Source organism: Stenotrophomonas maltophilia group sp. Smal12 (assembly GCF_037079935.1).
GTDB lineage: Bacteria > Pseudomonadota > Gammaproteobacteria > Xanthomonadales > Xanthomonadaceae > Stenotrophomonas > Stenotrophomonas sepilia.
Genome location: NZ_JBAWUK010000025.1, coordinates 1 through 22114, shown reverse-complemented (window position 1 = coordinate 22114; position 22114 = coordinate 1). Strand labels below are relative to the sequence as shown.

General features: G+C 66.2%; 20 protein-coding genes. 4 read left to right on the top strand and 16 right to left on the bottom strand.

Translation table 11 applies throughout. From position 1 onward, the window contains the following. Nucleotides 1-51: 51 nt before the first annotated feature. From WDC87_RS12335 to WDC87_RS12320, 4 genes are all read right to left on the bottom strand, one after another. Nucleotides 52-3222, bottom strand: a complete 3171-nt coding sequence (locus tag WDC87_RS12335) for a multidrug efflux RND transporter permease subunit (protein WP_072168316.1) — start codon at nt 3220-3222, stop codon at nt 52-54. A 127-nt stretch (nt 3223-3349) separates the two neighbouring features. Beyond that, nucleotides 3350-4573: an efflux RND transporter periplasmic adaptor subunit gene (locus tag WDC87_RS12330; RefSeq protein WP_252744979.1), complete on the bottom strand. Its 1224-nt coding sequence runs from the start codon at nt 4571-4573 to the stop codon at nt 3350-3352. Between the two features lie 91 nt (nt 4574-4664). Beyond that, nucleotides 4665-5435 carry an SDR family NAD(P)-dependent oxidoreductase gene (locus WDC87_RS12325; RefSeq protein WP_053499154.1) on the bottom strand — a complete coding sequence of 257 codons (771 nt, stop codon included), beginning with the start codon at nt 5433-5435 and terminating at the stop codon, nt 4665-4667. Next, the gene (locus tag WDC87_RS12320; protein ID WP_049414419.1) at nt 5432-5659 is read right to left on the bottom strand and encodes a hypothetical protein; all 228 of its coding nucleotides are present in this window, start codon (nt 5657-5659) and stop codon (nt 5432-5434) included. Before WDC87_RS12320 ends, WDC87_RS12325 begins: the two co-directional genes overlap by 4 nt. Before the next feature lie 147 nt (nt 5660-5806). Here WDC87_RS12320 and WDC87_RS12315 point away from each other — a divergent pair, with 147 nt between their 5' ends. Then, the gene (locus WDC87_RS12315; protein ID WP_061477953.1) at nt 5807-6838 is read left to right on the top strand and encodes a LysR family transcriptional regulator; all 1032 of its coding nucleotides are present in this window, start codon (nt 5807-5809) and stop codon (nt 6836-6838) included. Between the two features lie 202 nt (nt 6839-7040). On the opposite strand, the gene WDC87_RS12310 is transcribed toward WDC87_RS12315, so the two are convergent. Beyond that, on the bottom strand, nt 7041-7736 hold the full coding sequence (locus tag WDC87_RS12310) for an OmpA family lipoprotein (protein WP_005416156.1): 696 nt from the start codon (nt 7734-7736) through the stop codon (nt 7041-7043). A 139-nt stretch (nt 7737-7875) separates the two neighbouring features. After that, complete coding sequence (locus WDC87_RS12305) at nt 7876-9291, bottom strand: deoxyribodipyrimidine photo-lyase (RefSeq protein WP_088497190.1); 1416 nt, start codon at nt 9289-9291, stop codon at nt 7876-7878. A 109-nt stretch (nt 9292-9400) separates the two neighbouring features. Between WDC87_RS12305 and WDC87_RS12300 the strand changes: the two genes are divergently transcribed. Then, the gene (locus WDC87_RS12300) at nt 9401-9985 is read left to right on the top strand and encodes an SMI1/KNR4 family protein (protein WP_053499158.1); all 585 of its coding nucleotides are present in this window, start codon (nt 9401-9403) and stop codon (nt 9983-9985) included. A gap of 19 nt (nt 9986-10004) precedes the next feature. Here WDC87_RS12300 and WDC87_RS12295 read toward each other — a convergent pair whose 3' ends face one another. From WDC87_RS12295 to WDC87_RS12280, 4 genes are read right to left on the bottom strand one after another with little or no spacing between them, the layout of a single operon-like run. After that, nucleotides 10005-10619 (bottom strand): inorganic diphosphatase, encoded by a 615-nt coding sequence (locus tag WDC87_RS12295; protein ID WP_088497189.1) that lies wholly within the window; start codon nt 10617-10619, stop codon nt 10005-10007. Between the two features lie 10 nt (nt 10620-10629). Further along, the gene (locus tag WDC87_RS12290) at nt 10630-11979 is read right to left on the bottom strand and encodes a metallophosphoesterase family protein (protein ID WP_227837561.1); all 1350 of its coding nucleotides are present in this window, start codon (nt 11977-11979) and stop codon (nt 10630-10632) included. Nucleotides 11980-11993: 14 nt separating this feature from the next. Further along, nucleotides 11994-13109, bottom strand: coding sequence for a phytase (locus WDC87_RS12285; protein ID WP_252744980.1), 1116 nt, complete (start codon nt 13107-13109; stop codon nt 11994-11996). After that, nucleotides 13109-15670 carry a TonB-dependent receptor gene (locus WDC87_RS12280; RefSeq protein ID WP_252744981.1) on the bottom strand — a complete coding sequence of 854 codons (2562 nt, stop codon included), beginning with the start codon at nt 15668-15670 and terminating at the stop codon, nt 13109-13111. Before WDC87_RS12280 ends, WDC87_RS12285 begins: the two co-directional genes overlap by 1 nt. 169 nt (nt 15671-15839) lie before the next feature. On the opposite strand from WDC87_RS12280, the gene upp reads away from it, so the two are divergent. Together upp and WDC87_RS12270 are read left to right on the top strand one after the other, a co-directional pair. Next, on the top strand, nt 15840-16472 hold the full coding sequence (gene upp / locus WDC87_RS12275) for a uracil phosphoribosyltransferase (RefSeq protein ID WP_252744982.1): 633 nt from the start codon (nt 15840-15842) through the stop codon (nt 16470-16472). 185 nt (nt 16473-16657) lie between these two features. Next, nucleotides 16658-16951 carry a PsiF family protein gene (locus tag WDC87_RS12270; RefSeq protein ID WP_049413317.1) on the top strand — a complete coding sequence of 98 codons (294 nt, stop codon included), beginning with the start codon at nt 16658-16660 and terminating at the stop codon, nt 16949-16951. A gap of 41 nt (nt 16952-16992) precedes the next feature. On the opposite strand, the gene WDC87_RS12265 is transcribed toward WDC87_RS12270, so the two are convergent. From WDC87_RS12265 to rsmD, 6 genes are all read right to left on the bottom strand, one after another. Beyond that, the gene (locus tag WDC87_RS12265) at nt 16993-17880 is read right to left on the bottom strand and encodes an MBL fold metallo-hydrolase (RefSeq protein WP_072168323.1); all 888 of its coding nucleotides are present in this window, start codon (nt 17878-17880) and stop codon (nt 16993-16995) included. Between the two features lie 117 nt (nt 17881-17997). Further along, complete coding sequence (gene ggt / locus WDC87_RS12260) at nt 17998-19728, bottom strand: gamma-glutamyltransferase (protein WP_134972425.1); 1731 nt, start codon at nt 19726-19728, stop codon at nt 17998-18000. After that, nucleotides 19725-20006 carry a YfhL family 4Fe-4S dicluster ferredoxin gene (locus WDC87_RS12255; protein ID WP_004153175.1) on the bottom strand — a complete coding sequence of 94 codons (282 nt, stop codon included), beginning with the start codon at nt 20004-20006 and terminating at the stop codon, nt 19725-19727. The genes ggt and WDC87_RS12255 overlap by 4 nt, the downstream gene beginning before the upstream one ends. 132 nt (nt 20007-20138) lie before the next feature. Then, nucleotides 20139-20630 carry a hypothetical protein gene (locus WDC87_RS12250; RefSeq protein ID WP_005409092.1) on the bottom strand — a complete coding sequence of 164 codons (492 nt, stop codon included), beginning with the start codon at nt 20628-20630 and terminating at the stop codon, nt 20139-20141. A 59-nt stretch (nt 20631-20689) separates the two neighbouring features. Next, nucleotides 20690-21199 (bottom strand): pantetheine-phosphate adenylyltransferase, encoded by a 510-nt coding sequence (gene coaD, locus WDC87_RS12245; protein WP_005416145.1) that lies wholly within the window; start codon nt 21197-21199, stop codon nt 20690-20692. Between the two features lie 26 nt (nt 21200-21225). Continuing rightward, on the bottom strand, nt 21226-21804 hold the full coding sequence (rsmD, locus tag WDC87_RS12240) for a 16S rRNA (guanine(966)-N(2))-methyltransferase RsmD (protein WP_072168325.1): 579 nt from the start codon (nt 21802-21804) through the stop codon (nt 21226-21228). Between the last annotated feature and the right edge of the window lie 310 nt (nt 21805-22114).

The window sequence follows — 22114 nt, the reverse complement described above, 5'->3', positions numbered from 1 at the left end:
GAGGGGGAAAACCGACACCGACCGGGCGGCCAGTGTCAGCAACGTTCCCTGTCAGTGATGGATGGTCGGTTCGCCGTGCTGCACCAGCTGGCCACCACCGTTGCGGGTGACGAACTTGCGCAGGGCCACGTAGAACACGGGGGTGAGGAACAGGCCGAACAGCGTCACACCCAGCATGCCAGCAAACACGGTGATGCCGGTCACCGAGCGCACTTCGGCGCCTGCACCGTGAGACAGCACCAGCGGCACCGTGCCGGCGATGAAGGCGATGGAGGTCATCACGATCGGGCGCAGGCGCAGGCGGCAGGCTTCCAGCGCGGCTTCAACGATACCCTTGCCGCCCATCTCCAGCTCTCTGGCGAATTCGACGATCAGGATCGCGTTCTTGCACGCCAGACCCATCAGCACCACCAGGCCGACCTGCACGAACACGTTGTTGTCACCACCGGTCAGCCACACGCCGAACAGCGCGGACAGCAGGGTCATCGGCACGATCAGGATCACCGCCAGCGGCAGCGACCAGCTCTCGTACAGCGCGGCCAGCACCAGGAAGGCCAGCATGATCGCCACCGGGAACACGATGAAGGCGGCCTTGCCCTGGGTTGCCTGCTGGTAGCTCAGGTCGGTCCATTCGGTGGTCATGCCCACCGGCAGCACCTTGCCGGCGATCTCGGTCAGCTTGGTCATCGCTTCGGCCGAGGACAACAGGCGCGGGTCGGCTTCACCGGCCAGGTCCGCTGCCGGATAGCCATTGAAGCGCAGCACCGGGTCCGGGCCAAAGGTCTGCTTGATGGTGACCATCGAACCGATCGGCACCATCTCGCCGCGGTCATTGCGGGTGCGCAGCTTGCCGATGTCCTCGACCGTCTCGCGGTACGGACCATCGGCCTGGGCGATCACCTGCCAGGTACGGCCGAACTGGTTGAAGTCGTTGACGTAGGCCGAACCCAGGTACGTCTGCAGGGTGTCGAACAGTTCGGTGAGCTGCACGCCCTGTGCCTTGGCCTTGACGCGGTCCACCTCGGCATCGAGCTGCGGCACGTTGGCCTGGTAGCTGGAAATCGGGAAGGCCATGCCCGGGGTCTGCGCGACGGTGCCCTGCATGGCCTGCACCGCATTCTGCAGCGCGCCGTAACCCAGGTTGCCACGGTCCTCGATGAACATCTGGTAGCCGTTGCCATTGCCCAGGCCGAGGATCGGCGGCGGCATCATCGCGAACGCGAAGCCTTCCTGCAGGCCGGCGATCTTCTGGTTGATCTCGGCATTGATCTGCGCGGCGGTGCGGCCATGGCGCTCGGCGAACGGCTTGAGTGGGATGAACGCCACACCGGTGTTCGGCGTATTGGTGAACTGCAGCGCGTTCAGACCGGGGAACGAGATGGTGTGAGCGACGCCATCGGTTTCCTGGGCGATCTTGGCGACCTTGCGCAGCATTTCATCGGTGCGGGCGATCGACGAACCTTCCGGCAGCTTCACACCGGCAATCAGGTACAGCTTGTCCTGGGTCGGAATGAAGCCCGGAGGCACCAGCTTGAAGATCACGCCGGTACCGACCAGCAGGATCGCGTAGACCACGAACACCGCACCGCGGCGGCCGAGGATGCGGGCCACGCCACGCTCGTACTTCTCCGAGCTGGACTTGAAGAAGCGGTTGAACGGACGGAACACCCAGCCGAACAGGCGGTCGATCAGGCGGCTCGGGCCGTCCTTCGGAGCGCCATGGGCCTTCAGCAGGCGCGCGGCCAGGGCTGGCGACAGGGTCAACGAATTGATCGCCGAGATCACCGTGGAAATGGCGATGGTGACCGCGAACTGCTTGTAGAACTGGCCGGTGACACCGGACAGGAAGGCCATCGGCACGAACACGGCACACAGCACCAGCGCGATCGCCACGATCGGGCCGGACACTTCGCGCATGGCCTGGTGGGCCGCGGCGGTGGGTGACAGGCCTTCCTCGATGTTGCGTTCAACGTTCTCCACCACCACGATCGCGTCGTCGACCACGATGCCGATCGCCAGCACCAGGCCGAACAGGCTCAGCGTATTGATCGAGAAGCCCAGCAGGTACAGCGCGGCGAACGTACCCACCACCGACACCGGCACCGCGATCAACGGAATGATCGACGCACGCCAGGTCTGCAGGAACAGGATCACGACCAGCACCACCAGGGCGATCGCTTCCAGCAGCGTGGAGACCACGGCCTTGATCGAGTCGCGCACGAAGATGGTGGTGTCATACACCGCTTCGTACTTCACATCGGCCGGCATGGTCTTCTGCATCTCGTCCATCGTCGAGATGACCTGATCGCGGATTTCCAGCGCGTTGGCACCCGGCGACTGGAAGATACCGATACCCACCGCGTTCTTGCCGTCCAGCTGCGAGCGCAGGGTGTAGTCGCCCGCACCCAGTTCCAGGCGGGCCACGTCGGACAGGCGCACGATCTCGCCATCGGTGCCGCTCTTGAGCACGATGTCGCCGAATTCCTTCTCGGTCTTCAGCCGGCCCTGGGCGTTGATCAGGGTCAGGAACTTGCTGTCCGGCAGCGGTTCGGCGCCAAGCTGGCCGGCCGACACCTGCACGTTCTGCTCGCGCATGGCGCGCACCACGTCGCTGGCGGTCAGGCCGCGCGAAGCCACCTTGTCCGGGTCCAGCCAGGCACGCATGGCGTAGTCGCCGCCACCGAAGATCTGCGCATCACCCACGCCCGGAATACGCGCCAGCGCATCCTTGACGTGCAGGCGCGCGTAGTTGCGCAGGTACAGGGTGTCGTACTTGCCTTGCGGCGAGGTCAGGTGCACCACCATCAGGAAGGTTGGCGACTGCTTCTGCGTGGTCACGCCCTGCCGGCGCACGTCCTCGGGCAGGCGCGCCTGCGCCTGCGCCACGCGGTTCTGCACCTTCACCGCCGCTGCGTCCGGGTCCGTGCCCGGGCGGAAGGTGACGGTCATCTGCAGCACGCCGTCCGAGCCGGCCACCGACTTCAGGTACATCATGCCTTCGACGCCGTTGATGGCCTCTTCAAGCGGCGTGGCGACGGTCTCGGCAATGACCTTGGGGTTGGCGCCCGGATACACCGTGCGTACGACCACCGACGGCGGCACCACTTCGGGGTACTCACTGATCGGCAGGATTGGAATCGTGATCAGGCCTGCGGCGAAGATCACGATCGACAGCACCGCCGCGAAGATCGGCCTGTCGATGAAGAAGCGGGAAAAGTCCATGGAGGAATTCCTGGGAAAGGCATTCGGCGGGCAACAGCCACCCCGCCCCTCGCCGGGATGACGAAGGCAGGGAAGGCTGCCGCTGGCGCCGGCAGCTAAGCGGAAACGCGGATCAGGAGACGGCGGATCAGTGCTTCAGGGCAGCGGTGGCATCGCGGCCCGGTGCCGGCGCCGGCTGTGGCTGCATCGCCACCGCCTTGGCCTGCACCGGCATGCCCGGCATGAAGACCTTCTGCACGCCATCGATGATCACCTTGTCACCGGCGGCCAGGCCGTGCTCGACGATACGCAGGCCGTCGGCGGTGCGGCCGAGCTGGATGTCACGGCGCTGGGCCTTGCCATCCTTGTCGACCACGTACACGTACTTGCGGTCCTGGTCGGTCAGCACGGCCTTGTCGTCGATCAGCAGCGCCTGGAACTGGCCGCTGCCAAGCAGCTGCACGCGGGCGAACAAGCCCGGCGTGAACTGGCGATCGGCGTTGTCCAGCAGCGCGCGGACGCGGATGGTCCCGGTACTGCGGGCGACCTGGTTGTCGAGGAAGTCGACCTTGCCCGTGTGCGGGTAGCCTTCTTCACCGGACAGGCCGACCTTCACCGGCAGCGCGCTGTCACGCTCGCTCGGGCGCTCACCCTTGCGTGCCATCTGGGCGTAGCGCAGGAAGGTGCTTTCGTCGGCATCGAAGTAGACGAACACCGTGCCCAGCGAGACCAGCGTGGTCAGCACGCTGGCGCTGTCGCCGGCGGTGACCAGGTTGCCGGCGGTGACCATCGCGCGGCCGGCACGGCCGTCGATCGGTGCCCGCACCTTGGTGAACTCAAGATTGAGGCGGGCGGCATCCAATGCTGCCTGCGCGGCCTGCACGGCGGCGCCGGACTGGTCGGCAGCCGCACGGCGCTGCTCGGCGGTCTCGGTGGAGATCGCCTGCTGCTCGGACAGCCGCTTGGCGCGCTCGGACTCGCTGCGGGCCAGCGTGGCCTGGGTACGGGCGCGGGCCAGTTCGGCGGCTGCCCGATCGTACTCGGCCTGGTAACTGCGCGCGTCGATGGTGAAGAGCACTTCGCCCTTCTTCACTTCCTGGCCTTCAACGTAGTTGACCTTGTCGATGTAGCCGGAAACGCGCGGACGCAGTTCAACGCTCTGCACCGCTTCGACGCGGCCACTGAACTCGTCCCACTGGCTGACCTGCTTGACCAGCACCGGCGCGGCGCTGACCTGCGGCGGCGGCGGTGCACCGCCTTCTTCGGCATGGCCGCCGCTGCAGGCTGCAAGCACGGCCGCGGCGAGGATCGACACGCCGGCCATCGCAATGCGATGGCCGAAACGATGTGGGGTGGTATTGGGGGAAGTCATGGCATGCATCCGTACGGAGGGGTGGTACAGCGATATGAGAACGTGTTGCAAAAATCGGCGGCGAATACTGCGACCTCAACCATGGTCGAGGTCAAGCGATGCCTGCGGTGTCGCGCCACAGCGGAGGAACTTCCAGGTGCAGCAGGCCACGCGGCAATTCGGCATCGCTGCTGTCGCAGCGGACGATGGCGCGGTTGTCTCGGCACCCATCAAGCAGGGAGACCACACGACGACCGACCAGCAGCGAGCTGGGCCACTCGATGCAGGCATTGGCCGCGTTGGCCGGGGTACACACCGGGCTGCAGACTTCCAGCATCTGCGCGCGCACGCCCAGCGCCTGCGCTTCCTGGTGCACCACCTGCGCGTACATGCGCAGTGCGGCGGTGGTGATCGAGGTCTCGCCGTAGCCCGCCCAGGGCTTGGCGTTGGCCGGGCTGCCGATCATCACGTAGCGGCGCGCATGCACGTTGTCCTGCAGCAGCGGCAGCAGGTGGCGCACGGCGTGCACGTGCGGCATCAGGTCGGCCTGCATCGCGCCCAGCAGCTCATCGCCGTTGCGGTCGATCACCCGGCCGCGACGGTAGGGGCCACCCATGGCCGCGATCACGGCGGCCAACGGACGCGGGCGCTGCGCGATGCGTTCGGCCAGCGCGCGTGCCGAGCCGTCATCGCTGAGCGAACCCAGCAGCGTCTCCAGTCCGGGCTCATCCGCGAACTGCTCATGCAGCGCGGCCAGCCGGCCCGGATCGCGGCCAACCACCAGCACCGGGCTGCCGGCTTCCAGCAACGCGCCGACCACGCCCTGGCCGACGGCACCGGTACCGCCAAGGACCAGGACTTCGGGCGTCAGTATCCCATTCACGGGACATTTCCTCCCAAATCCGGGATAGTCCCGATTCGACGCAGGCGGTCGCCCTTGTGCGGGACCAGGCGGATGGCACCGCCACGCTGCTGACGCATGGGCGCGGTAAACTCACGAAAGTCCTTGTGTACCAAGGAACTCGGACGGGCTTCGACGGTCATCGCCAGGTCCAGGGTGTTCTGGCCGGCGTTCCGGAGTCGGGCAAGAATGTTGCGCAGGCTCATGGCGGACGGGCTCCAATTAACGAATGGCGCCACGATAGACCTCAAACCTTTACTTGATTAGTCCTGATTAAGGGGAATAATCATCCCGCACCCGGTCCAATCGTTCTGTCACGATTGTCCCATCCCCGACGTCCAGGACCCCCGACCATGTCCCACGATCTCAACGAGACGCTGATCTTCGTCAAAGTGGTCGAGCAAGGCAGCTTCATTGCTGCTGCCAAATCGCTCGGCCTGCCCAAGACCACGGTCAGCCGCAAAGTGCAGGAGCTGGAAACGCGCCTGGGCGCGCGCCTGCTGCACCGGACCACGCGCCGCCTCGGCCTGACCGAAGCCGGTTCGATCTATCACGAGCACTGCCAGCGCATCGCGCGCGAGCTGGAAGAAGCGGAGAGCGCGGTGAGCCAGCTGCAGTCCGGCCCGCGCGGCTGGCTGCGCTTCACTGTGCCCTACTCGATCGGCATCACCTGGATTGCGCCGCTGCTGGGCCAGTTCCATGCGCAGTATCCAGAGATCCGCCTGGACATGCACATGGGCAACGAGAAGCTGGACCTGATCGCCGGTGAAGCGGACCTGGCACTGCGCGTGGGTGCCCTGCCCGATTCCAATCTGGTCGCGCGCAAGCTGGGCAGCCTGCGCACGCAGGTGTTCGCCAGTCCGGCCTACATTGAGCGCTATGGCGAACCGCTGCATCCGGAAGAGCTGCAGTTCCATCGCATCCTGGCGATGCGCAAGCCGTACCATACCGGCAACTCGCCGCGCTTCACCTGGCAGCTGGGCGAGAATGGGGGCGAACTGCGCGACTTCCCGGTCACCCCGCTGATGACCGCCAACGACATGTCTGCGTTGAATGGTGCATTGGTCTGTGGCGAAGGCCTGCTGCTGACCGGTGATGTGATGGCCAAGCCGTTCGTCGAATCGGGCATGGTGCGCCGCGTGCTGGCCGGCTGGACCGGCCCGGAAGTGGATTTCAATGCCGTATTCGCCGGCGGCCGCCTGGTCTCGCCGAAGGTGCGTGCATTTGTCGACTTCCTGGTCGAGAAGCTCAACTTCGATGCCAACTACATGCTGGCGCAGTGCCCCGGCGCGAAGCTGGCACAGCAGCAGAAGGCACAGGAAGATGCCGCGCTGGAGAACAGTGGCAAGCGGATCCTGGAGAAGGTGGCCGCTTCGGCGGCGTAACCTGCAACAAGAGCGCCTATCCATCTCCTGGTAGATGCCGACCTTGGTCGGCATGGCTTACAGAGGGAGTCGAGCGCGGCTCGACTCTGCATGCGCTGTCGGCGTGCCGAGCAACGTTCGGCACCCACAAAAATGCCGCCTGCAAGGGCGGCATTTTCGTTCCGGCCGATGGCCGGACCGGCTCAAGCAGCAACGCTACGCGTTATTGCTTGAGCGGAATCACCCGAATCTCGACGCGGCGGTTCTTGGCGCGGCCGGCGTCGGTGCTGTTGTCGGCAATCGGGTACGCCTTGCCGGCGCCCAGCGTTTCGATACGCACGCTCTGCACGCCCTGGCCGATCAGGTACTGCGCGACCGAGTCGGCGCGTTCCTTCGACAGGCGGTTGTTGACCGCGTCGCTGCCGATGCTGTCGGTGTGGCCAACCACCTCGATCATGGTCTGGTTGTACTCACGCAGCGTACCGGCCACGCCGTTGAGCGAGCCATAGAATTGCGGCTTCAGGGTCGCCTTGCCGAAGTCGAAGGTAATCCCGTCCGGGAGGTTCAGCATGATGTTGTCGCCCTGGCGCTGCACATCGATGCCGGTGTTGGCGGTGCGCTCGCGCAGTGCGCGTTCCTGGCGATCCTGGTACTGGCCGACGGCGGCACCGCTGAGTGCGCCGATACCGGCACCGATCAGCGCGTGCTGGCGCCGCTCGGTAGCACTGTCGCCGGTCAGCAGGCCGGCCGCCACGCCGATGGCGGTACCGATCAGCGCGTTGCGGCCGGTCCGGTTCTGCTGTTCGGTCGGGTTGCCGTACTGGTCACTCTGCACATAGGAGCCGCCGGTGGCGCAGGCCGACAGGACGGCCGCACTCATCAGGGCCAGTGCGACGTTGCGGGTGGTGTTGCGGATCATGAGGTTCTCCTTGGTTTCCGGTCGGCCGGCGGCTTGCGGGCGCAGAGAGGATAAACAGCCGAATGCGATGTCGGGATGATGATCCGGTGCGCCGACAGGGCCGCGTTCAGCTAACTGACCGGATCGCTCGGGTCACCCTTTACCCCGCCCCCGACTGGCGGTATGCCGCCAGCGCAGCATCGCGGCCCTCTGCCAGGTCCACCATCGGCGTGCGTGGGTAGTCAGGCGCGTGTGCGGCCAGGAGCAGAGGATGCTGCCACGGCGCAAACCGCGCCTTCACCGGCAGCGCCGCCAGCTCGGGCACCCAGCGGCTGATGTAGCGGGCCTGCGGATCGAACTTCTCGGCCTGGGTGACCGGGTTGAACACCCGGAAGTACGGCGCGGCATCGGCGCCGGTCCCGGCCACCCATTGCCAGCCCATCGTGTTGTTGGCCAGATCGGCATCGACCAGGGTGTCCCAGAACCAGCGCGCGCCATGCAGCCAGTGCGCGCGAAGGTGCTTGCACAGGTAACTGGCCACGATCATCCGAACCCGGTTATGCATGTAGCCGGTGTGCCACAGCTCGCGCAGTCCGGCATCAACGATCGGCACGCCGGTGTTGCCGCGCTGCCAGTCGTGCAGTTGCGCTGCAGTCGGCGCCGCCCAGGGGAAGCGGTCAAAACGCGGATTGAGGTTGTCCGTGGGCGTCTTCGGAAAGTGATGCAACAGGTGGTAGGCGAAATCACGCCAGCCCAGTTGCCGCAGATAGCCGTCGATGTCGGCATCGGTGCCGGCACTGCGCCGTCTTTCCAGCGCATGCGCGATGCGCCACGGTGCGATCTCACCGAAATGCAGGTGCGGCGACATCCGCGAGGTGCCCACGCGATCGGGCAGGTCTCGCTGCTCGCGGTAACCGCGCAAGGCGCCGTCCTCGAACACCGACAGCGCCTCCAGCGCACCGGCTTCGCCCGGCTGCCAGTGCTCCCAGAAGCCGGTATCCCAATCCAGCGTCGGTGCAAGCTGTAGATCATCAATTGCGAGGCTGTCGACCGCGTGCGTCGCCAGTGCCTGCGGTGCGGCCTGCAGTGCCGGCAGGCGCCAATGACTGAGCACGTTGCGCCAGTACGGCGTGAACACCTTGTACGGCTGTCCCTGCTGGGTGGCGATGTCCCAGGGCTCGAACAACAGGCTGCCATTGCAGCTCTGCGCGTCGACGCCCTGCTCGCGCAGCGTGCGCTTGATGGTGGCGTCGCGAGGCTGGGTGGCCGGCTCGTACTTGCGGTTCCAGTACACCGCCTCGGCGCCGGTCTGCTCGATCAGCAACTGCAGGGCCGGCAGGCTGTCACCACTGCGCAGCACCAGCGACGAGCCGCGCGTGCGCAGGTCGGCATCCAAGGCACCCAGTGAACGGTGGCGCCACGCATCGGAGGCGGCACCCGGCGTCCACTCCCCCTCTTCATGCGGCGCGTGGATGTAGACCGGCACCACATGGTGACCGGCATCCAGCGCGGCCTGCAGGGCCGGATTGTCCTGCAGCCGCAGATCACGGCGGAACCATACCAACGCTACCGACACAGGCAATGCCTTCGTTGTGGAAGGCGCACATGATAGCCAGCGGTGGTGAAGGCGATGCGCGCAGACGCCGTCTGCTAGGCTGCACGGCCGCTACCCGATGGACTCTGACATGGATGATCTTCACGCCTCATTCGCCCGCTTCGGGCTGCTGCATGCCCAGCACGAGAGCGACTGGCAGGGCCCGTTCCCGCTGCCCCCGGTACTGGCACGCTTCTACGCGCAGGTCGGGCCGCTGGGCGAAGTGATCAATGCCCGGGTAGGCACCGCCGGCATCACCGTTCCCGGCCTTGATGTCTGGATACCGCCGCTGCAACGCCTGTGGAGCCATCAGGCCGGCTATCGATGGCATGGCATCAGCGGCGAACGGATCAACGACTGGCCCTCGAACTGGCTGGTGATTGCCGATCGCAGCGCTGATCCGTTCATCCTCGATCTGGACGACGGCCGTGTGCTGTTCAGCCATCACGGTGCCGGCCTGCTGGATGCCGACGAAATGGCTGCCGACGTGCCGACCCTGATGGCAGCTCTGGCTGCAGCAGGCACGGTGTACCTCGATGCCGGCGATGACCTTTACAACGACGATGACGATGGCGGCATCCGCCCTGAACACCAGGACGCAGCCGTACAGGCGGTGGCCCGGGTACTGGGCGACCGCCTGCAGGCCGAATCGTTCATCGAGACGTTGCTGGACTGAATCCACGCATGGCGCGGATCTACCTTTCGAAGCGCTTCATCGCTTCGCTGATCAGCGCCCGCGCCTCGGCGGCGTTGCCCCAACCGTTGAGCTGCACCGCGTTGCGCCCGGCCGGCAGGTCCTTGTAGACCCGGAAGAACGCTTCGATGCGCTGTCTTTCGATCTCCGGCAGATCGGCCAGGTCGCGGATGTTGGCGTAGGTCGGGTCAACCTTGTCGGTCGGCACGCCGATGATCTTCTCGTCGTGCTCGCCGCCGTCGATCATCTTCAGGTAGCCGATCGGCCGGAAGCGTACGATCACGCCCGGATGCAGGGGTTCACGGGTCAGCACCAGCGCGTCCAGCGGATCGTTGTCGCCAGCCAACGTGCGCGGCATCGAACCGTAGTTGGCCGGATAGGCGACCGGCATCGACTGGAAGCGGTCCACATGCACCAGGCCGTCTTCCTTAATCTCGTACTTGGTCACGCTGCCGGCGGGAATCTCCACCGCCAGATTCACCTCCTGCGGGGCTTCCCTTGGCTGGGCCACCAGGAACGGATGCAGCACGGTATCGGCAGCGGTCACCGCACTGGTCAGCAACAGCAGAGCGGCGCCGATGGCAGCGAGAGGAAGGATGCGACGGGGCGTGGTCATCGGCGTGTCCTCATTCCCAGCAGCGATCGGCGCGACCCTTGGCGGTCTGCGCACGCGGGCAATCACGCGGCGTGATGCGGCCTTCGGTCAGCTCCATGCGCTGTTTTCCCCCCTTGGCATCGCGGCGCAGTTCGAAGGCATCGTAGAGACGGCCGGTCACGGTGCGCGCTTCATAGCGCAGGCGCTGCGGGTCGATGTTCAACACCTGGAACAACTGGGTGTCTTCGGCCACTGGGTTCATCGTCCTGCGCGCTTCATCGGACAGGCGGTACTGCTTCGGTCCGGCTACAGTCACCACGTACTGCGGCGTTGCGGCCTGCCCCTCGCCACGACGGCCATAGGTGTGGTCGTGGCCCTGCAGCACCAGATCGACGTTGTGGCGGCGTACCACCGGCAACAGCACCTCACGCAGCGCGGCGTTCTCGCGCCCTTCGCGCGGCGAGTAGAACGGCTGGTGCAGCAACACGATGGTCCACGGCTGCGGATTGCCGGTCAACACCTTGTCCAGCCATTGCGCCTGTGCCTTGGCCGTGCCAAGGTCGAGTGCCGAAGTGCCATCGACCACCGCCACGCGCACGCCCTGCGCATCGAACCAGTAGCTGCTCTGCTGCGCAGCGCTGGCACCATTGCCCGGCAACGCGAACGTGACCGGCCAGTGGCGGCCCAGCACCCGGCGCTCCTGCGGGGTGTCCTCGAATTCCTCGAAGTACTCGTGATTGCCTATGGCCGGCGCCACCAGCATTTCCTGCGCCAGCCAGCCGACGGCGGCAAACCATTCGCCCCACTCGCTGTCATCCATGTTGTCGCCGCCGCTGACTAGGTCGCCGGCAAACAGGCTCATGCGTGCCTGCGGTGCGGCCTTCTGCGCGGCACGCACCACGCGGCTGACATGGCTGACGTTCTTGTTCTGGGTATCGCCGAAGTACAGCAGGGTCAGCGGCTGGTCGGCGGCAGCCAGCGTGCGCAGCTGGTTCCATGCACTCCAACTGCCGTTGCCCTGCACACGGTAGACGTACTGGGTATCCGGCTGCAGGCCATCGATATCTGCACGATGGTGGTGCGACAGGCCGTTCTCGGTCTGCAGCGCGCGGGTCGTCGCACGAACCTGGCGGATGCCTTCGATGGCCGGCGAATCTGCGGCCATTGCGATCTCCAGCAGCGGCGCCTGCACGCTGCCATCGGTGCGCCAGGCCACTGCGAACCCATGGCTGGAATCGGCCGCCGGCGAGGCGACGATGCGGTCCGGCACCGTCGTCGCTGCGTAGTGGCGGCTACCTGCCGGCACCTGGGTATTCGGTTCGGCCGCCGCGATCGACAGCGACGGCAGCGCCAGCAGCAGGCCCAGGGCCAGCGTGCGCATCACGAGCTGCCGGCTCATGCACCACACTCCAGCGGCAGCGCCAGTTGCTTGGCGATGCTTTCCCAGTCGAAGGCCACCACACCCTGATCGTCGTGTACGGCATACAGCGCGCCGTGCGGGAAGCGCGTGCTGGCTTGCTGCATCATCCAGATGCCGTCGGTGTTGGCCACGGTATTGCCCTGGAACGCGCCGACCGGCTTCAGCGTGTGCCGGTCGAACAGATGGAACACGCTGCGCTGCTTGCCCTGTTCGGTGGTGATCCACCAGCCATCCTTGCCGCAGGTGCGCAGGGTCACGCCTTCGGCCTGCGCCTTGAACACGTCGCGGCCGAAGGTGGTGCCGGTGAAGCGGCCCGCCAGGGTGTAGACCTTGAACTCGCTGGCGTAGCTCTCGTCTTCTTCGGCAATCAACAGGCGGTCGTTCTCGGGATCGCCCCAGATCGACTCGACCACGCGCAGCGCTCCCGCCTCGGTGGTATCGCCGATGCTGGCCACCCGCTTCGCGTCGACCTTCTCACCATTGCGGGTCACGTGATACTGGCGCACGCGCTTGTCCAGCTCGGCCAGCGGCGGCAGGACGTCACGCCCCTGTGCATCCTCGCCGTTGTCCCAGGAGTCGGTGACGTAGACGCTGTAGCCATCGGCACGACGGTCGACCCACAGTCCGTAAGGCTTGCGCAGGTCGTCCGCAGCGAACGTCGCCAGCGGCGTGAAGTCCGGCAGGCGCAGTACCTGCACGCGGTGATTGTCGCGCTCCACGATCCACAGCAGGTCGTCGATCACCGCGATACCATTTGGGCGGTCGAACTGCCCCGGTGCGGTGCCGCTGCTGCCGACGTCACGCAGGTGCTGTCCGGTGCTGCCGTCGTAGACCACCAGCTTGTCGGTGGCCTTGGCGGTGGCGATCAGCCACAGCGCGCCGTCCGGCGCGCGCCAGGCCGCGGGGGAATCGATGTTGTCGGCTGGGGTCATCGGTGACAGGAAGGCTTCGGCGATGGTGGTCACCACGCGCTCGCCTCCGGCGGCCGGCGCGGCCGCTCCCGCAGCCGGATCGGTGCCGGTGGCCGGCGTGCAGCCGGCGACCAGCGTAGCTGCCAGCGCGGCGGCCAGGACGGTGACGCCACGCCCCATCACAGCGCCACCTTCAGGCCCAGCGCATAGGTGCGGCCGTACTCTTCCATCTGCAGGGTGCGCGAACGCGTGCCCTGGTACAGCTCCAGCGGCTTGTCCAGCAGGTTCTGCGCTTCGAAGTACACGCTCACGCGCGGGGTGAACCTGTAGTCAAGCGAGAAATCGAGCTGGGTATTCGGCGCAACGTAGATATCGAACGCGCGGCCCTTGCCGATGCTGTCCAGGTACTCGCTGCGGTACACGGCCGCCAGGCGCGTGCTCAAGCCGTACTTCTCATAGCCGATGTGCGCGCTGTAGACGTGCTTGGAGGCGCGTGGCAGGGTGAAGTCCTCGCCGGCACGGTCCTTGATGCCGGCATCGAACTTCGTATCCAGCCAGGTGCCACTGGCGCCGACCAGCAGGCCATCCAGGCCGTCCGGCAGGAAGGCCAGCTGCTGCTGCCAGTTGAACTCCGCACCACGCACGGTGGCCTTGCGACCATTGATCGGCTGCGTCACATCGAATCCACCGTAGGCCGGATCATTGGTGCGCACGGTTCCGACGATGTAGCCATCGATCGACTTGTGGAACAGGCCCAGCGAAACGATGCCGCTGCTGCCGATGTACTTCTCCACCGACAGGTCGATGTTCTTCGACTCGTACGGATCCAGTTCCGGGTTGCCCAGGCGCACTTCCTCGTCACCGCGGCTGTAACCCACGCGCGGCGAGACGTCGCCGAAGGACGGGCGCGATACGGTCTTGTTGGCCGAGGCGCGCAGCACCCAGTCATCAGCCGCGTCATAGCGCAGGTGCAGGCCCGGCAGCACGTTGGTGTAGCTGCTGTTGGCCACGCGCGGGGTGACGGTGAAGCTGCGGCCGTTGGCGGCCACGTCCACCTGGTTGCCGATCGCCTTGAAGCGGGTGTTCTCCACGCGCACGCCGCCGATGATGCGCAGCGCACCCACGTCCCAGGTACCCATGGCATAGCTGGCGAAGATGTCCTCGCTGGCCACGTAATCCTCTTCCAGCGACGTCATCGCATTGCCGCCGACGTCCTGCGGGCGGGCGCTGTACTGGCTGCCGTTGGCTGCCCAGAAGGCACGCATCGCAGCCGAATCCATACCGTCGCCGAAGTTGCCGTGGCGATGTTCGGGCGAGGAGGTGGTCCAGCCCGCCAGCGTCACCTTCGGGCCGACGCGCAGTTCGCGCTCATCCACATTCACGTCGCGGTCGCGCCAGCGGCCCAGCAGACCGAACTTGATGCTGCTGCTGTCGCCGTCGAAGCGCACGTTGACCTGCGCGCTGTGCTCCTTGTCGTTCACCTGCTTGGGCGAAAGCACGAAGCGGTCGAACGCGTAGTTGCTGTTGTCCAGCCACTGCGGGTTGTCGAAGCTGTAGCTGGGCAGCCGGCTGCTCTGGTCCAGGCTGCCGTTGAACGCCTTGCCGTTGAGCTTGAAACGCGCCTCCATCTCGTCGTTCACGCGCTCTTCGGTACGGGTGTAGCCGATCCGGTAATCGACCACGGCGTTGGTCAACTTGTTCTCGCCGCCCAGGCTGGCCGCGAAGGTGTTTTCCTTCTTGGTGCGGTAGCGCATGCGCTTGTCGATCGAATCCTTCGGCATGCCATCCAGGCGGTACTGGTCGGTGCCGGTCTTGACCATCTTCGCGTCGTCGAAGTTGAAGATCACGCGCTGGCGGGTCTCCGCATCGTCGAACTGGCTGTACAGCGTGCGCAGGTAGTACCGGCTGTCTTCGTCCGGCCGCCAGTCGAGGTTGAGGTTGGCGCCGATGCGCTTGCGCTCGATCTCGTACTTGCGGTGCTGCAGGTTGATCGCGGTCACGTCACCGGGGGCGGCATCGTCCTCGCCGTCGTACTCCACTTCGGTGTTGTCCGACTCGAACCTGCGCTTCTGGTAGTTCACGCCCAGCGCCACGCCGAAGGTGTCGTTGAACACTTCGCTGTAGTTGAAGGCCGCCTTCGGGCTGGTCTCGCCGGACAGCTGCTGGTGACTGCCCTCGATCTTGCCACGCAGGCTGCGACCGTCGCGGTCGAAGGCCGAGGCCGATTCCACCAGCACGGCACCACCGATGGCATCACCGGGCATGTCCGGGGTCGGCGACTTCACCACGCGAAGGCGTTCGGTGGAATCGGACGGAATCACGTCCAGCGGCGCGGCACGGCTGGAATCCTCCGGCGTGCCCACGGCGATGCCATCCACGCTGACGCTGTTGAGATTGGCGTCCAGGCCACGGATGACCACGAAACGGCCCTCGCCCTGGTCACGGGTCACGCTGATGCCCGGCAGGCGCTGCAGTGATTCGGCCACGTTCTTGTCCGGGTACTGGCCCAGGGCATCGGAGGACACCGCGTCTTCGATGGCGTCGCTGCCGCGCTTGAGGTCGACCGCGCGGATCTGCGATTCGAGCTGGGCGCGCACCTCGATACGGTCCAGGTCGACCGCGTCGGCCGCCACGGCGCCGGTAGCGGCTACCGCCTGCTGCCCGGCGGCCTGCAGCGGTGCCGCAGCCCCCATTGCCAGGGTCAGGGTGATGGCAACGGCCAACGGAGTCTTGATATGCACTGGGAATCCCCATTCCTGTTAAGAATGGGTCTGCACGGTATGTCCGCAAGGTTGCATGGCCGTGACATGCCTCTGCACATTTCATGTACAGCGGCCCCGGGCCCGGTTTGGGCTTCGCCCCGCCAATCCGGCAAAATGGCGGCCTCTCTCCCTATTCCCCTTCCCGACCATGAAGATCGTCGAAGTGCGCCACCCGCTGGTGCAGCACAAGATCGGCCTGATGCGCAACGCTGCGCTCAGCACCAAGGATTTCCGCGAACTGGCCAACGAGCTGGGTATGCTGCTGGCCTACGAGGCCACCGCCGACCTGGATACCGAGCCGCACACCCTGGCCGGCTGGGCCGGCCCGGTGACGGTGCAGCGCATTGCCGGCGCCAAGATCACCGTGGTGCCGATCCTGCGTGCCGGCCTGGGCATGCTCAGCGGCGTGCTGTCGCTGATTCCGGCCGCCCGTGTCAGCGTGGTCGGCCTGCAGCGCGATGAAGAAACCCTGCAGCCGGTGCCCTACTTCGAGCGCCTGACCGGCCGCCTGGAAGAGCGCGACGCACTGATCCTCGACCCGATGCTGGCCACCGGCGGCACGCTGATCGCCACCATCGACATGCTCAAGCGCGCCGGCGCCCGTCGCATCAAGGGCATCTTCCTGGTGGCCGCGCCCGAAGGCATCGAAGCAGTGAAGGCCGTGCACCCGGACGTGGAAATCTACACTGCGGCCATCGATGCCCAGCTCAACGACAAGGGCTACATCCTGCCCGGACTGGGCGACGCAGGTGACCGCATCTTCGGCACCCGCGTCGGCTGATCCGGCGAACCGCGGTCGGATCCCTCTCCGCAGGAGAGGGCTCTGACCCGACAACCGTTCGCGGGCGCGCTTCGCCGCGGCACGTGAACGCCCGTGGACGCGGGTGTGGCCGACGCGTGATTCTTCACGTAGCCTTGCCGGCCGGAGGCGAATGCTCCGCGCACCCGCCACCCTTGGAGCTCGCGATGAAGGCCTCATTCCTGCTGGCCGCCGTCCTGCTGGCCGGCCTGCCCCTGGCTGCCAACGCCACCACCCCGCAGCAGCAACGCATGGCCGAATGCTCGGCCAAGAACAAGGGCTTGAAGGGGGATGCCTACAAGACCGCGCAGAGCTCCTGCCTCAGTGGCCAGGCTGCCGAAACCAAGCCGGTCAATACGCAGCAGGAACGCATGCGCAAGTGCAACGCTGACGCGGGCGCGAAGAAACTGGCAGGCGATGCGCGCAAGACCTTCATGAGCAGCTGCCTGAAGGCGTCGTAACGACGAGTGATGCAGAGCCGAGCCCACGCTCGGCTCTGCCATTACCCCAGGGCGCGCGCCTTCAGCTCGCCCTGTTCGTGCAGGGTCACGAAACGTCCCTTGTCATCACGGCCCAGCTGCGCCAGCGCCACCTGCGGGTCGTGGGTGAAGAACAGCCGCACGTTGCGCGCCAGCTTGTCCTCAAGGAACTGCCGTTTCTCGTCGATCAGCAATTCGGCATTGCGGTCATAGCCCATGGTGATCGGCACGTGCACCCATGAACGACCTGGGATGAGGTCGGCACAGAACACCACGCCACCGTGCGCATCTTCACCGGCATGCGCGTGGCCAACGATCTCGGCCAGCATCAGCCCCGGCGTATGCCCATCGCTGTAGCTGAAGCGCACGCTGCGGCCGAGCGCCTTCGAGTACTCGCCATCCACCACTTCCAGGCGGCCACTGGCCTGCAGCAGGCCGGGCAGCTCAGGTATGAAACTGGCCCGATCGCGCGGGTGTGGCTGCACGGCGCGCTGCCAATGCTGCGCTCCAACCACATAGGTTGCGTTGGGGAACAGCAGCTCGGGCTCACGCCCTTCGCTCCATGCGGCAAGCAGGCCACCGGCATGATCGAAGTGCAGGTGGCTGAGCACCACCACGTCGATGTCCTCGTGCTCGAAACCCGCTTCGCGCAGTGAATCGATCAGCACGTGCTGGCTTTCCTGCACGCCGTAGCGCTCTCGCATGCGCGGGTCGAAGAACGCACCGATACCGGTTTCAAACAGTACCGTCTTGCCTTCCAGCGGACTGGCAAGCAGCGCACGGCAGGCCAGCTCGATGCGATTGAGCTCGTCCGGAGCCGCCCATTTTTCCCACAACGCACGCGGCGCGTTGCCGAACATCGCGCCGCCGTCCAGGCGCTGCGAGTTTCCACGAATAGACCAGAGTTTCATGCGTCGATTATCGGCGCCGGACCGTTAAATAATCGCTAGAAAGGAAACAGGAAACCCCGCCGGTTGGCGGGGTCCTGGTGATCTGCGGATTGCCGGGCAGTGGCCGGCACCACCACATCAGTAGGCCGGCACGACCTGGGCACTGCCCACCGGATTGCGCGGGTCGCTGCCACCGAACAGCTTGTTCGCCTTGCGGTCCCATTCCACGGTCTGCAGGTTGCCCCACACGTGGCTGGAACCGCGACCGCCGGCGGCGACATTGCCCGGCAGGTCGATCCTGTGGCCCATCGCCTGCAGCTGCTTCACCGTCGCCGCGTCGAACGCATCATCCTCGGCTTCGATCAGGTCCGGCAGCCACTGGTGGTGATAGCGCGGCAGCGCGGCAACCTGCTGCGCGTCCAGGCCAGCGTCGTAGCCGAGGATGCCCAGCAGCACCATGGTGATGATGCGGCTGCCACCCGGGGTGCCCAGCACGATCACCTTGTCGCTGTTTTCCATGAAGGTCGGCGTCATCGAGCTGAGCATGCGCTTGCCCGGCTTCGGCGCATTGGCCTCGTAGCCCATCACGCCGAAGGCATTGGGCGTACCCGGCTTCAGCGCGAAATCGTCCATCTCGTTGTTCAGCAGCACACCGGTGCCCTTGGGAATGAGCCCCGAGCCGTACAGCAGGTTGACGGTCTGGGTGGCGCCGACGCGGTTGCCGTCGCGGTCGATGATCGAGAAGTGCGTGGTCTCGTCGTCTTCCAGCGGCGTCGGGTTGCCCGACAGCAGGTCGCTGGGCGTGGCCTTCTCTGGATGGATGGTCGCACGCAGGCCCTGTGCGTAGTCCTTGCTGGTCAGCACCTTCTGCGGGATCTGCACGAAGTCCGGATCGCCGAGGAAGAACGTACGGTCGCGGTAGGCACGACGCATCGACTCCACCACCAGGTGGGTACGGTGCGCCGGATCCATCTTCCTGATGTCCCAGCCTTCCAGGATCTGCAGCATGCTGGCCAGCGCAATGCCACCGGACGACGGCGGCGGCGCGGTGGTGATCTTCCAGCCGTTGTAGTTGAACACGATCGGCTCGCGCTGCTTCACGCGATAGCCGGCCAGCTCTTCGGCGGTCCACTTGCCGCCGGCCTGCTTGACGCCCGCCAGCAACAGCTTTCCGGTCTGGCCCTTGTAGAAGCCGTCGAAACCTCCCGCGGCCAGGCGCTCCAGCGTCTGCGCCAGCTCCGGCTGCTTGAACAGGTCACCGCTGGCGATCGGCTTGCCGTTGCGCAGATAGACTTCACGCGTGCCGGGATAGCGCTCCATCACTTCACGGCGCGACGCGTAGCCCTTGGCCATGCGGTCGTACACCGGGAAGCCTTCGCGTGCGATGCGGATCGCCGGCTGCAGCGAGGCCGACAACGGCAGCTTGCCGTGCCGGGCCGACAGTTCGACCAGCGCTGCGGGCAGGCCGGGAATACCCGCCGACCACGCACCGTTGACCGAGCGGTCGCGGTCCAGGTTGCCCTGCTTGTCGAGGAAGGCCTGCGGCGTGGCCGCCGCCGGTGCGGTCTCGCGTGCATCCAGCATCACGTCCTTGCCGGTGGCCGCGTCGTGCAGAAGGAAGAAGCCGCCGCCGCCGAGTCCGGAACTGATCGGCTCGACCACCGCCAGCGTGGACGAGACCGCCACCGCAGCGTCGAAGGCGTTGCCGCCCTGCGCCAGGATATCGATACCGGCCTGGGTGGCCAGCGCGTGGCCGCTGGCAATGGCTGCGCCGTCGGGGCGCTCGGCACGGGCCGGGCTGTCGGCCCAGGCCATCGGGCTCAGCAGCAGGCCGAGCAGCAACAGGGGGCGGACGATCAGCGTCTTCATTCGGATGGGGGCTCCGCATAGAGTTCGGGGTGATCGTGCTGCAGCTGGCGCAGCTTGGCCAGCAGCTGGTCTTCCGTTTCCACGATCTCCGGATCCGGGTCGATGCACTCGACCGGGCAGACGACCACGCACTGTGGCTCGTCGAAATGACCCACGCATTCGGTGCAGCGCGCAGGGTCGATCACGTAGATGGTTTCACCCATCGCAATGGCCTGGTTCGGGCAGGCCGGCTCGCAGACGTCGCAGTTGACGCAGAGCTCGTTGATTTTCAGCGACATGGCGATACTCCTCGCCCGCGCCTTGGGACAAAGGACCGGCCAGCGCGGGCGCGCGGGCCGGTCAGGTCATCAGCGGCGCCCTGGCAGGACGCCGCCCGGGCCATGCCGGAGCATGGCCGCCATGGCTCGGTATTACTTGGCTTCGACGAAAATGTACTCGGCACCGGTCGGCTGGATCGCAGCCTGCACGCGGGCGTTGTCGGCCGACTGGCCGATGAAGACGACGCGCACGCCCTTCATCGAATCCGGCGAAACGTCCTTGAACACGGCCTGGATCATGTCAGCCATCTTGCCCGAGGCCGACGAACCGAAGGCCAGCATGTTGCCCGGCTGCACGCCACGGGCCACGGCCTGGGTCGCGCTCTCGGTCTGGCGCTCGTACTTGGCCTGGAAGTCCGGGTCCGATTCCGGGGAGAGGTAATACAGGAACGGGCTGTTGGTGATGTTGCCCATGTTCTGGATGGCCACTTCCTGCAGGTACTTCTTCCAGCCTGCATCGTCGTCCTTGGCCGGGGCGACCAGGGCCTGCTTGGCCTCGTCGACCGGAGCGGCCTCTTCCTTCTTGCAGGCGGTGAAGGCCAGGGCCAACGAAGCGATCAGCATCGCGCGCATGGTGGTGTTCATGGATTTCCTCCCGGAATGGTGCGTGGTGTTGTACGTAACGGGGTGCAGGTACGGCGGGCTTACGACTGTGCCGCCTTCGCTTCGCGGACCTTGCGCAGGGCTTCGAGCACCGCGGCCGGCACGAAACCGGACACGTCGCCGCCCAGGCGCGCGATCTCGCGGACCAGCGAGGACGAAATGAAGCTGTGCTGCTCGGCCGGGGTCAGGAACAGGGTCTCGACCTCGGGAATCAAGTGGCGGTTCATGCTGGCCATCTGGAACTCGTACTCGAAGTCGGACACCGCGCGCAGGCCGCGCAGCAGCACCCCGCCCTGGACCGAACGTACGAAATGGGCCAGCAGGGTATCGAAGCCGATGACTTCGACATTGCCATGGTGGGCCAGGGCGCCACGCGCCAGCTGCACGCGCTGTTCCAGCGGCAGCGCCGGGCCCTTCGACGGGCTCTGCGCCACGCCGACCACGACCTTTTCGAACAGCGGCGCGGCCCGGCTCACAAGGTCGATGTGACCGTTGGTGATCGGGTCGAACGTGCCGGGATAGACGGCGATGCGGCGGTTGGCCACGGTCATGGGCGGTAGCAGATGTTCAGATGAGGTCAAAGTGTAGCAGTGGCACGGCGGTACAGGGCAAAGCGCACCTCACGGGTGCCGCCCTCGCGGTGCAGCAGCCAGCCCTGCGGCAGCACCGGCACGTGGCCGGCCGGCGACTCCAGGTACAGCCAGGCGTCGGCTGCCAGGTGCCGCGGCAGCTGGGCCAGCACGTCCTGCCACAGGCCATCGGCGAACGGCGGGTCGATGAACACCAGATCGGCCTGCTGCGCGGGCGCACCCTGCAGCCAGCGCAGGGCATCGGCCTGCACGACGCTGATCTGGTCGCTGGCCTGCAGCTTGGCGACGGCGGCGGTCAGGTTGCGTCCCAGCTGCGCATCGCGCTCGACCAGGGTGGCGTGGGCGGCACCGCGCGAGACCGCTTCCAGGCCCAATGCGCCGCTGCCGGCGAACAGGTCCAGCACACGGGCCCCGCCGAGCTTGGGCATCAGCCAGTTGAACAGGGTTTCGCGCACACGATCGCTGCTGGGCCGCAGTCCCGGCAGGGTCGGCACCGGCAGGCGGGTATTGCGCCAGCGACCGCCGATGATGCGGACCTGCCCGTCGTTGCCCCCACGGCCGCTCATTGGCGCCCCCGGCGGGAGGTATTCAAGAATTTCAGCATGAGTGGGATTGTAGTTCGGCCGGGCTTTGCCCGGCACCCGCAGAGTCCGAAGCAACGGCCGAAGCAACTTCAAAAGCTGGTTTCCTGTGGGTTGGCGGGGCGGTGTGGGTTGGCAGGACCGTTGGCGCCATGGATGGCGCCATCGAGCCCCCATGGTGAAGTGACCCCCGGGAGTTGGACATCAGATCCAACCCCGAGGGATACATGAACAGATACGACGCGCGTTTCAAACTGCAGGTCGCCAAAGAGGCCTGCAAGACCTCCACATCGGT

Bases quoted from the DNA above. Each gene is read 5' to 3' on its own strand.
- ggt (WP_134972425.1), bottom strand. From the start codon at position 19,728: ATGAAGACGCTGATCGTCCGCCCCCTGTTGCTGCTCGGCCTGCTGCTG.
- WDC87_RS12310 (WP_005416156.1), bottom strand. From the start codon at position 7,736: ATGATCCGCAACACCACCCGCAACGTCGCACTGGCCCTGATGAGTGCG.
- WDC87_RS12315 (WP_061477953.1), top strand. From the start codon at position 5,807: ATGTCCCACGATCTCAACGAGACGCTGATCTTCGTCAAAGTGGTCGAG.
- WDC87_RS12300 (WP_053499158.1), top strand. From the start codon at position 9,401: ATGGATGATCTTCACGCCTCATTCGCCCGCTTCGGGCTGCTGCATGCC.
- WDC87_RS12295 (WP_088497189.1), bottom strand. From the start codon at position 10,619: ATGACCACGCCCCGTCGCATCCTTCCTCTCGCTGCCATCGGCGCCGCT.
- WDC87_RS12330 (WP_252744979.1), bottom strand. From the start codon at position 4,573: ATGACTTCCCCCAATACCACCCCACATCGTTTCGGCCATCGCATTGCG.
- coaD (WP_005416145.1), bottom strand. From the start codon at position 21,199: ATGACCGTGGCCAACCGCCGCATCGCCGTCTATCCCGGCACGTTCGAC.
- WDC87_RS12335 (WP_072168316.1), bottom strand. From the start codon at position 3,222: ATGGACTTTTCCCGCTTCTTCATCGACAGGCCGATCTTCGCGGCGGTG.
- upp (WP_252744982.1), top strand. From the start codon at position 15,840: ATGAAGATCGTCGAAGTGCGCCACCCGCTGGTGCAGCACAAGATCGGC.
- rsmD (WP_072168325.1), bottom strand. From the start codon at position 21,804: ATGAGCGGCCGTGGGGGCAACGACGGGCAGGTCCGCATCATCGGCGGT.
- WDC87_RS12255 (WP_004153175.1), bottom strand. From the start codon at position 20,006: ATGTCGCTGAAAATCAACGAGCTCTGCGTCAACTGCGACGTCTGCGAG.
- WDC87_RS12265 (WP_072168323.1), bottom strand. From the start codon at position 17,880: ATGAAACTCTGGTCTATTCGTGGAAACTCGCAGCGCCTGGACGGCGGC.
- WDC87_RS12285 (WP_252744980.1), bottom strand. From the start codon at position 13,109: ATGGGGCGTGGCGTCACCGTCCTGGCCGCCGCGCTGGCAGCTACGCTG.
- WDC87_RS12270 (WP_049413317.1), top strand. From the start codon at position 16,658: ATGAAGGCCTCATTCCTGCTGGCCGCCGTCCTGCTGGCCGGCCTGCCC.
- WDC87_RS12320 (WP_049414419.1), bottom strand. From the start codon at position 5,659: ATGAGCCTGCGCAACATTCTTGCCCGACTCCGGAACGCCGGCCAGAAC.
- WDC87_RS12250 (WP_005409092.1), bottom strand. From the start codon at position 20,630: ATGAACACCACCATGCGCGCGATGCTGATCGCTTCGTTGGCCCTGGCC.
- WDC87_RS12290 (WP_227837561.1), bottom strand. From the start codon at position 11,979: ATGCGCACGCTGGCCCTGGGCCTGCTGCTGGCGCTGCCGTCGCTGTCG.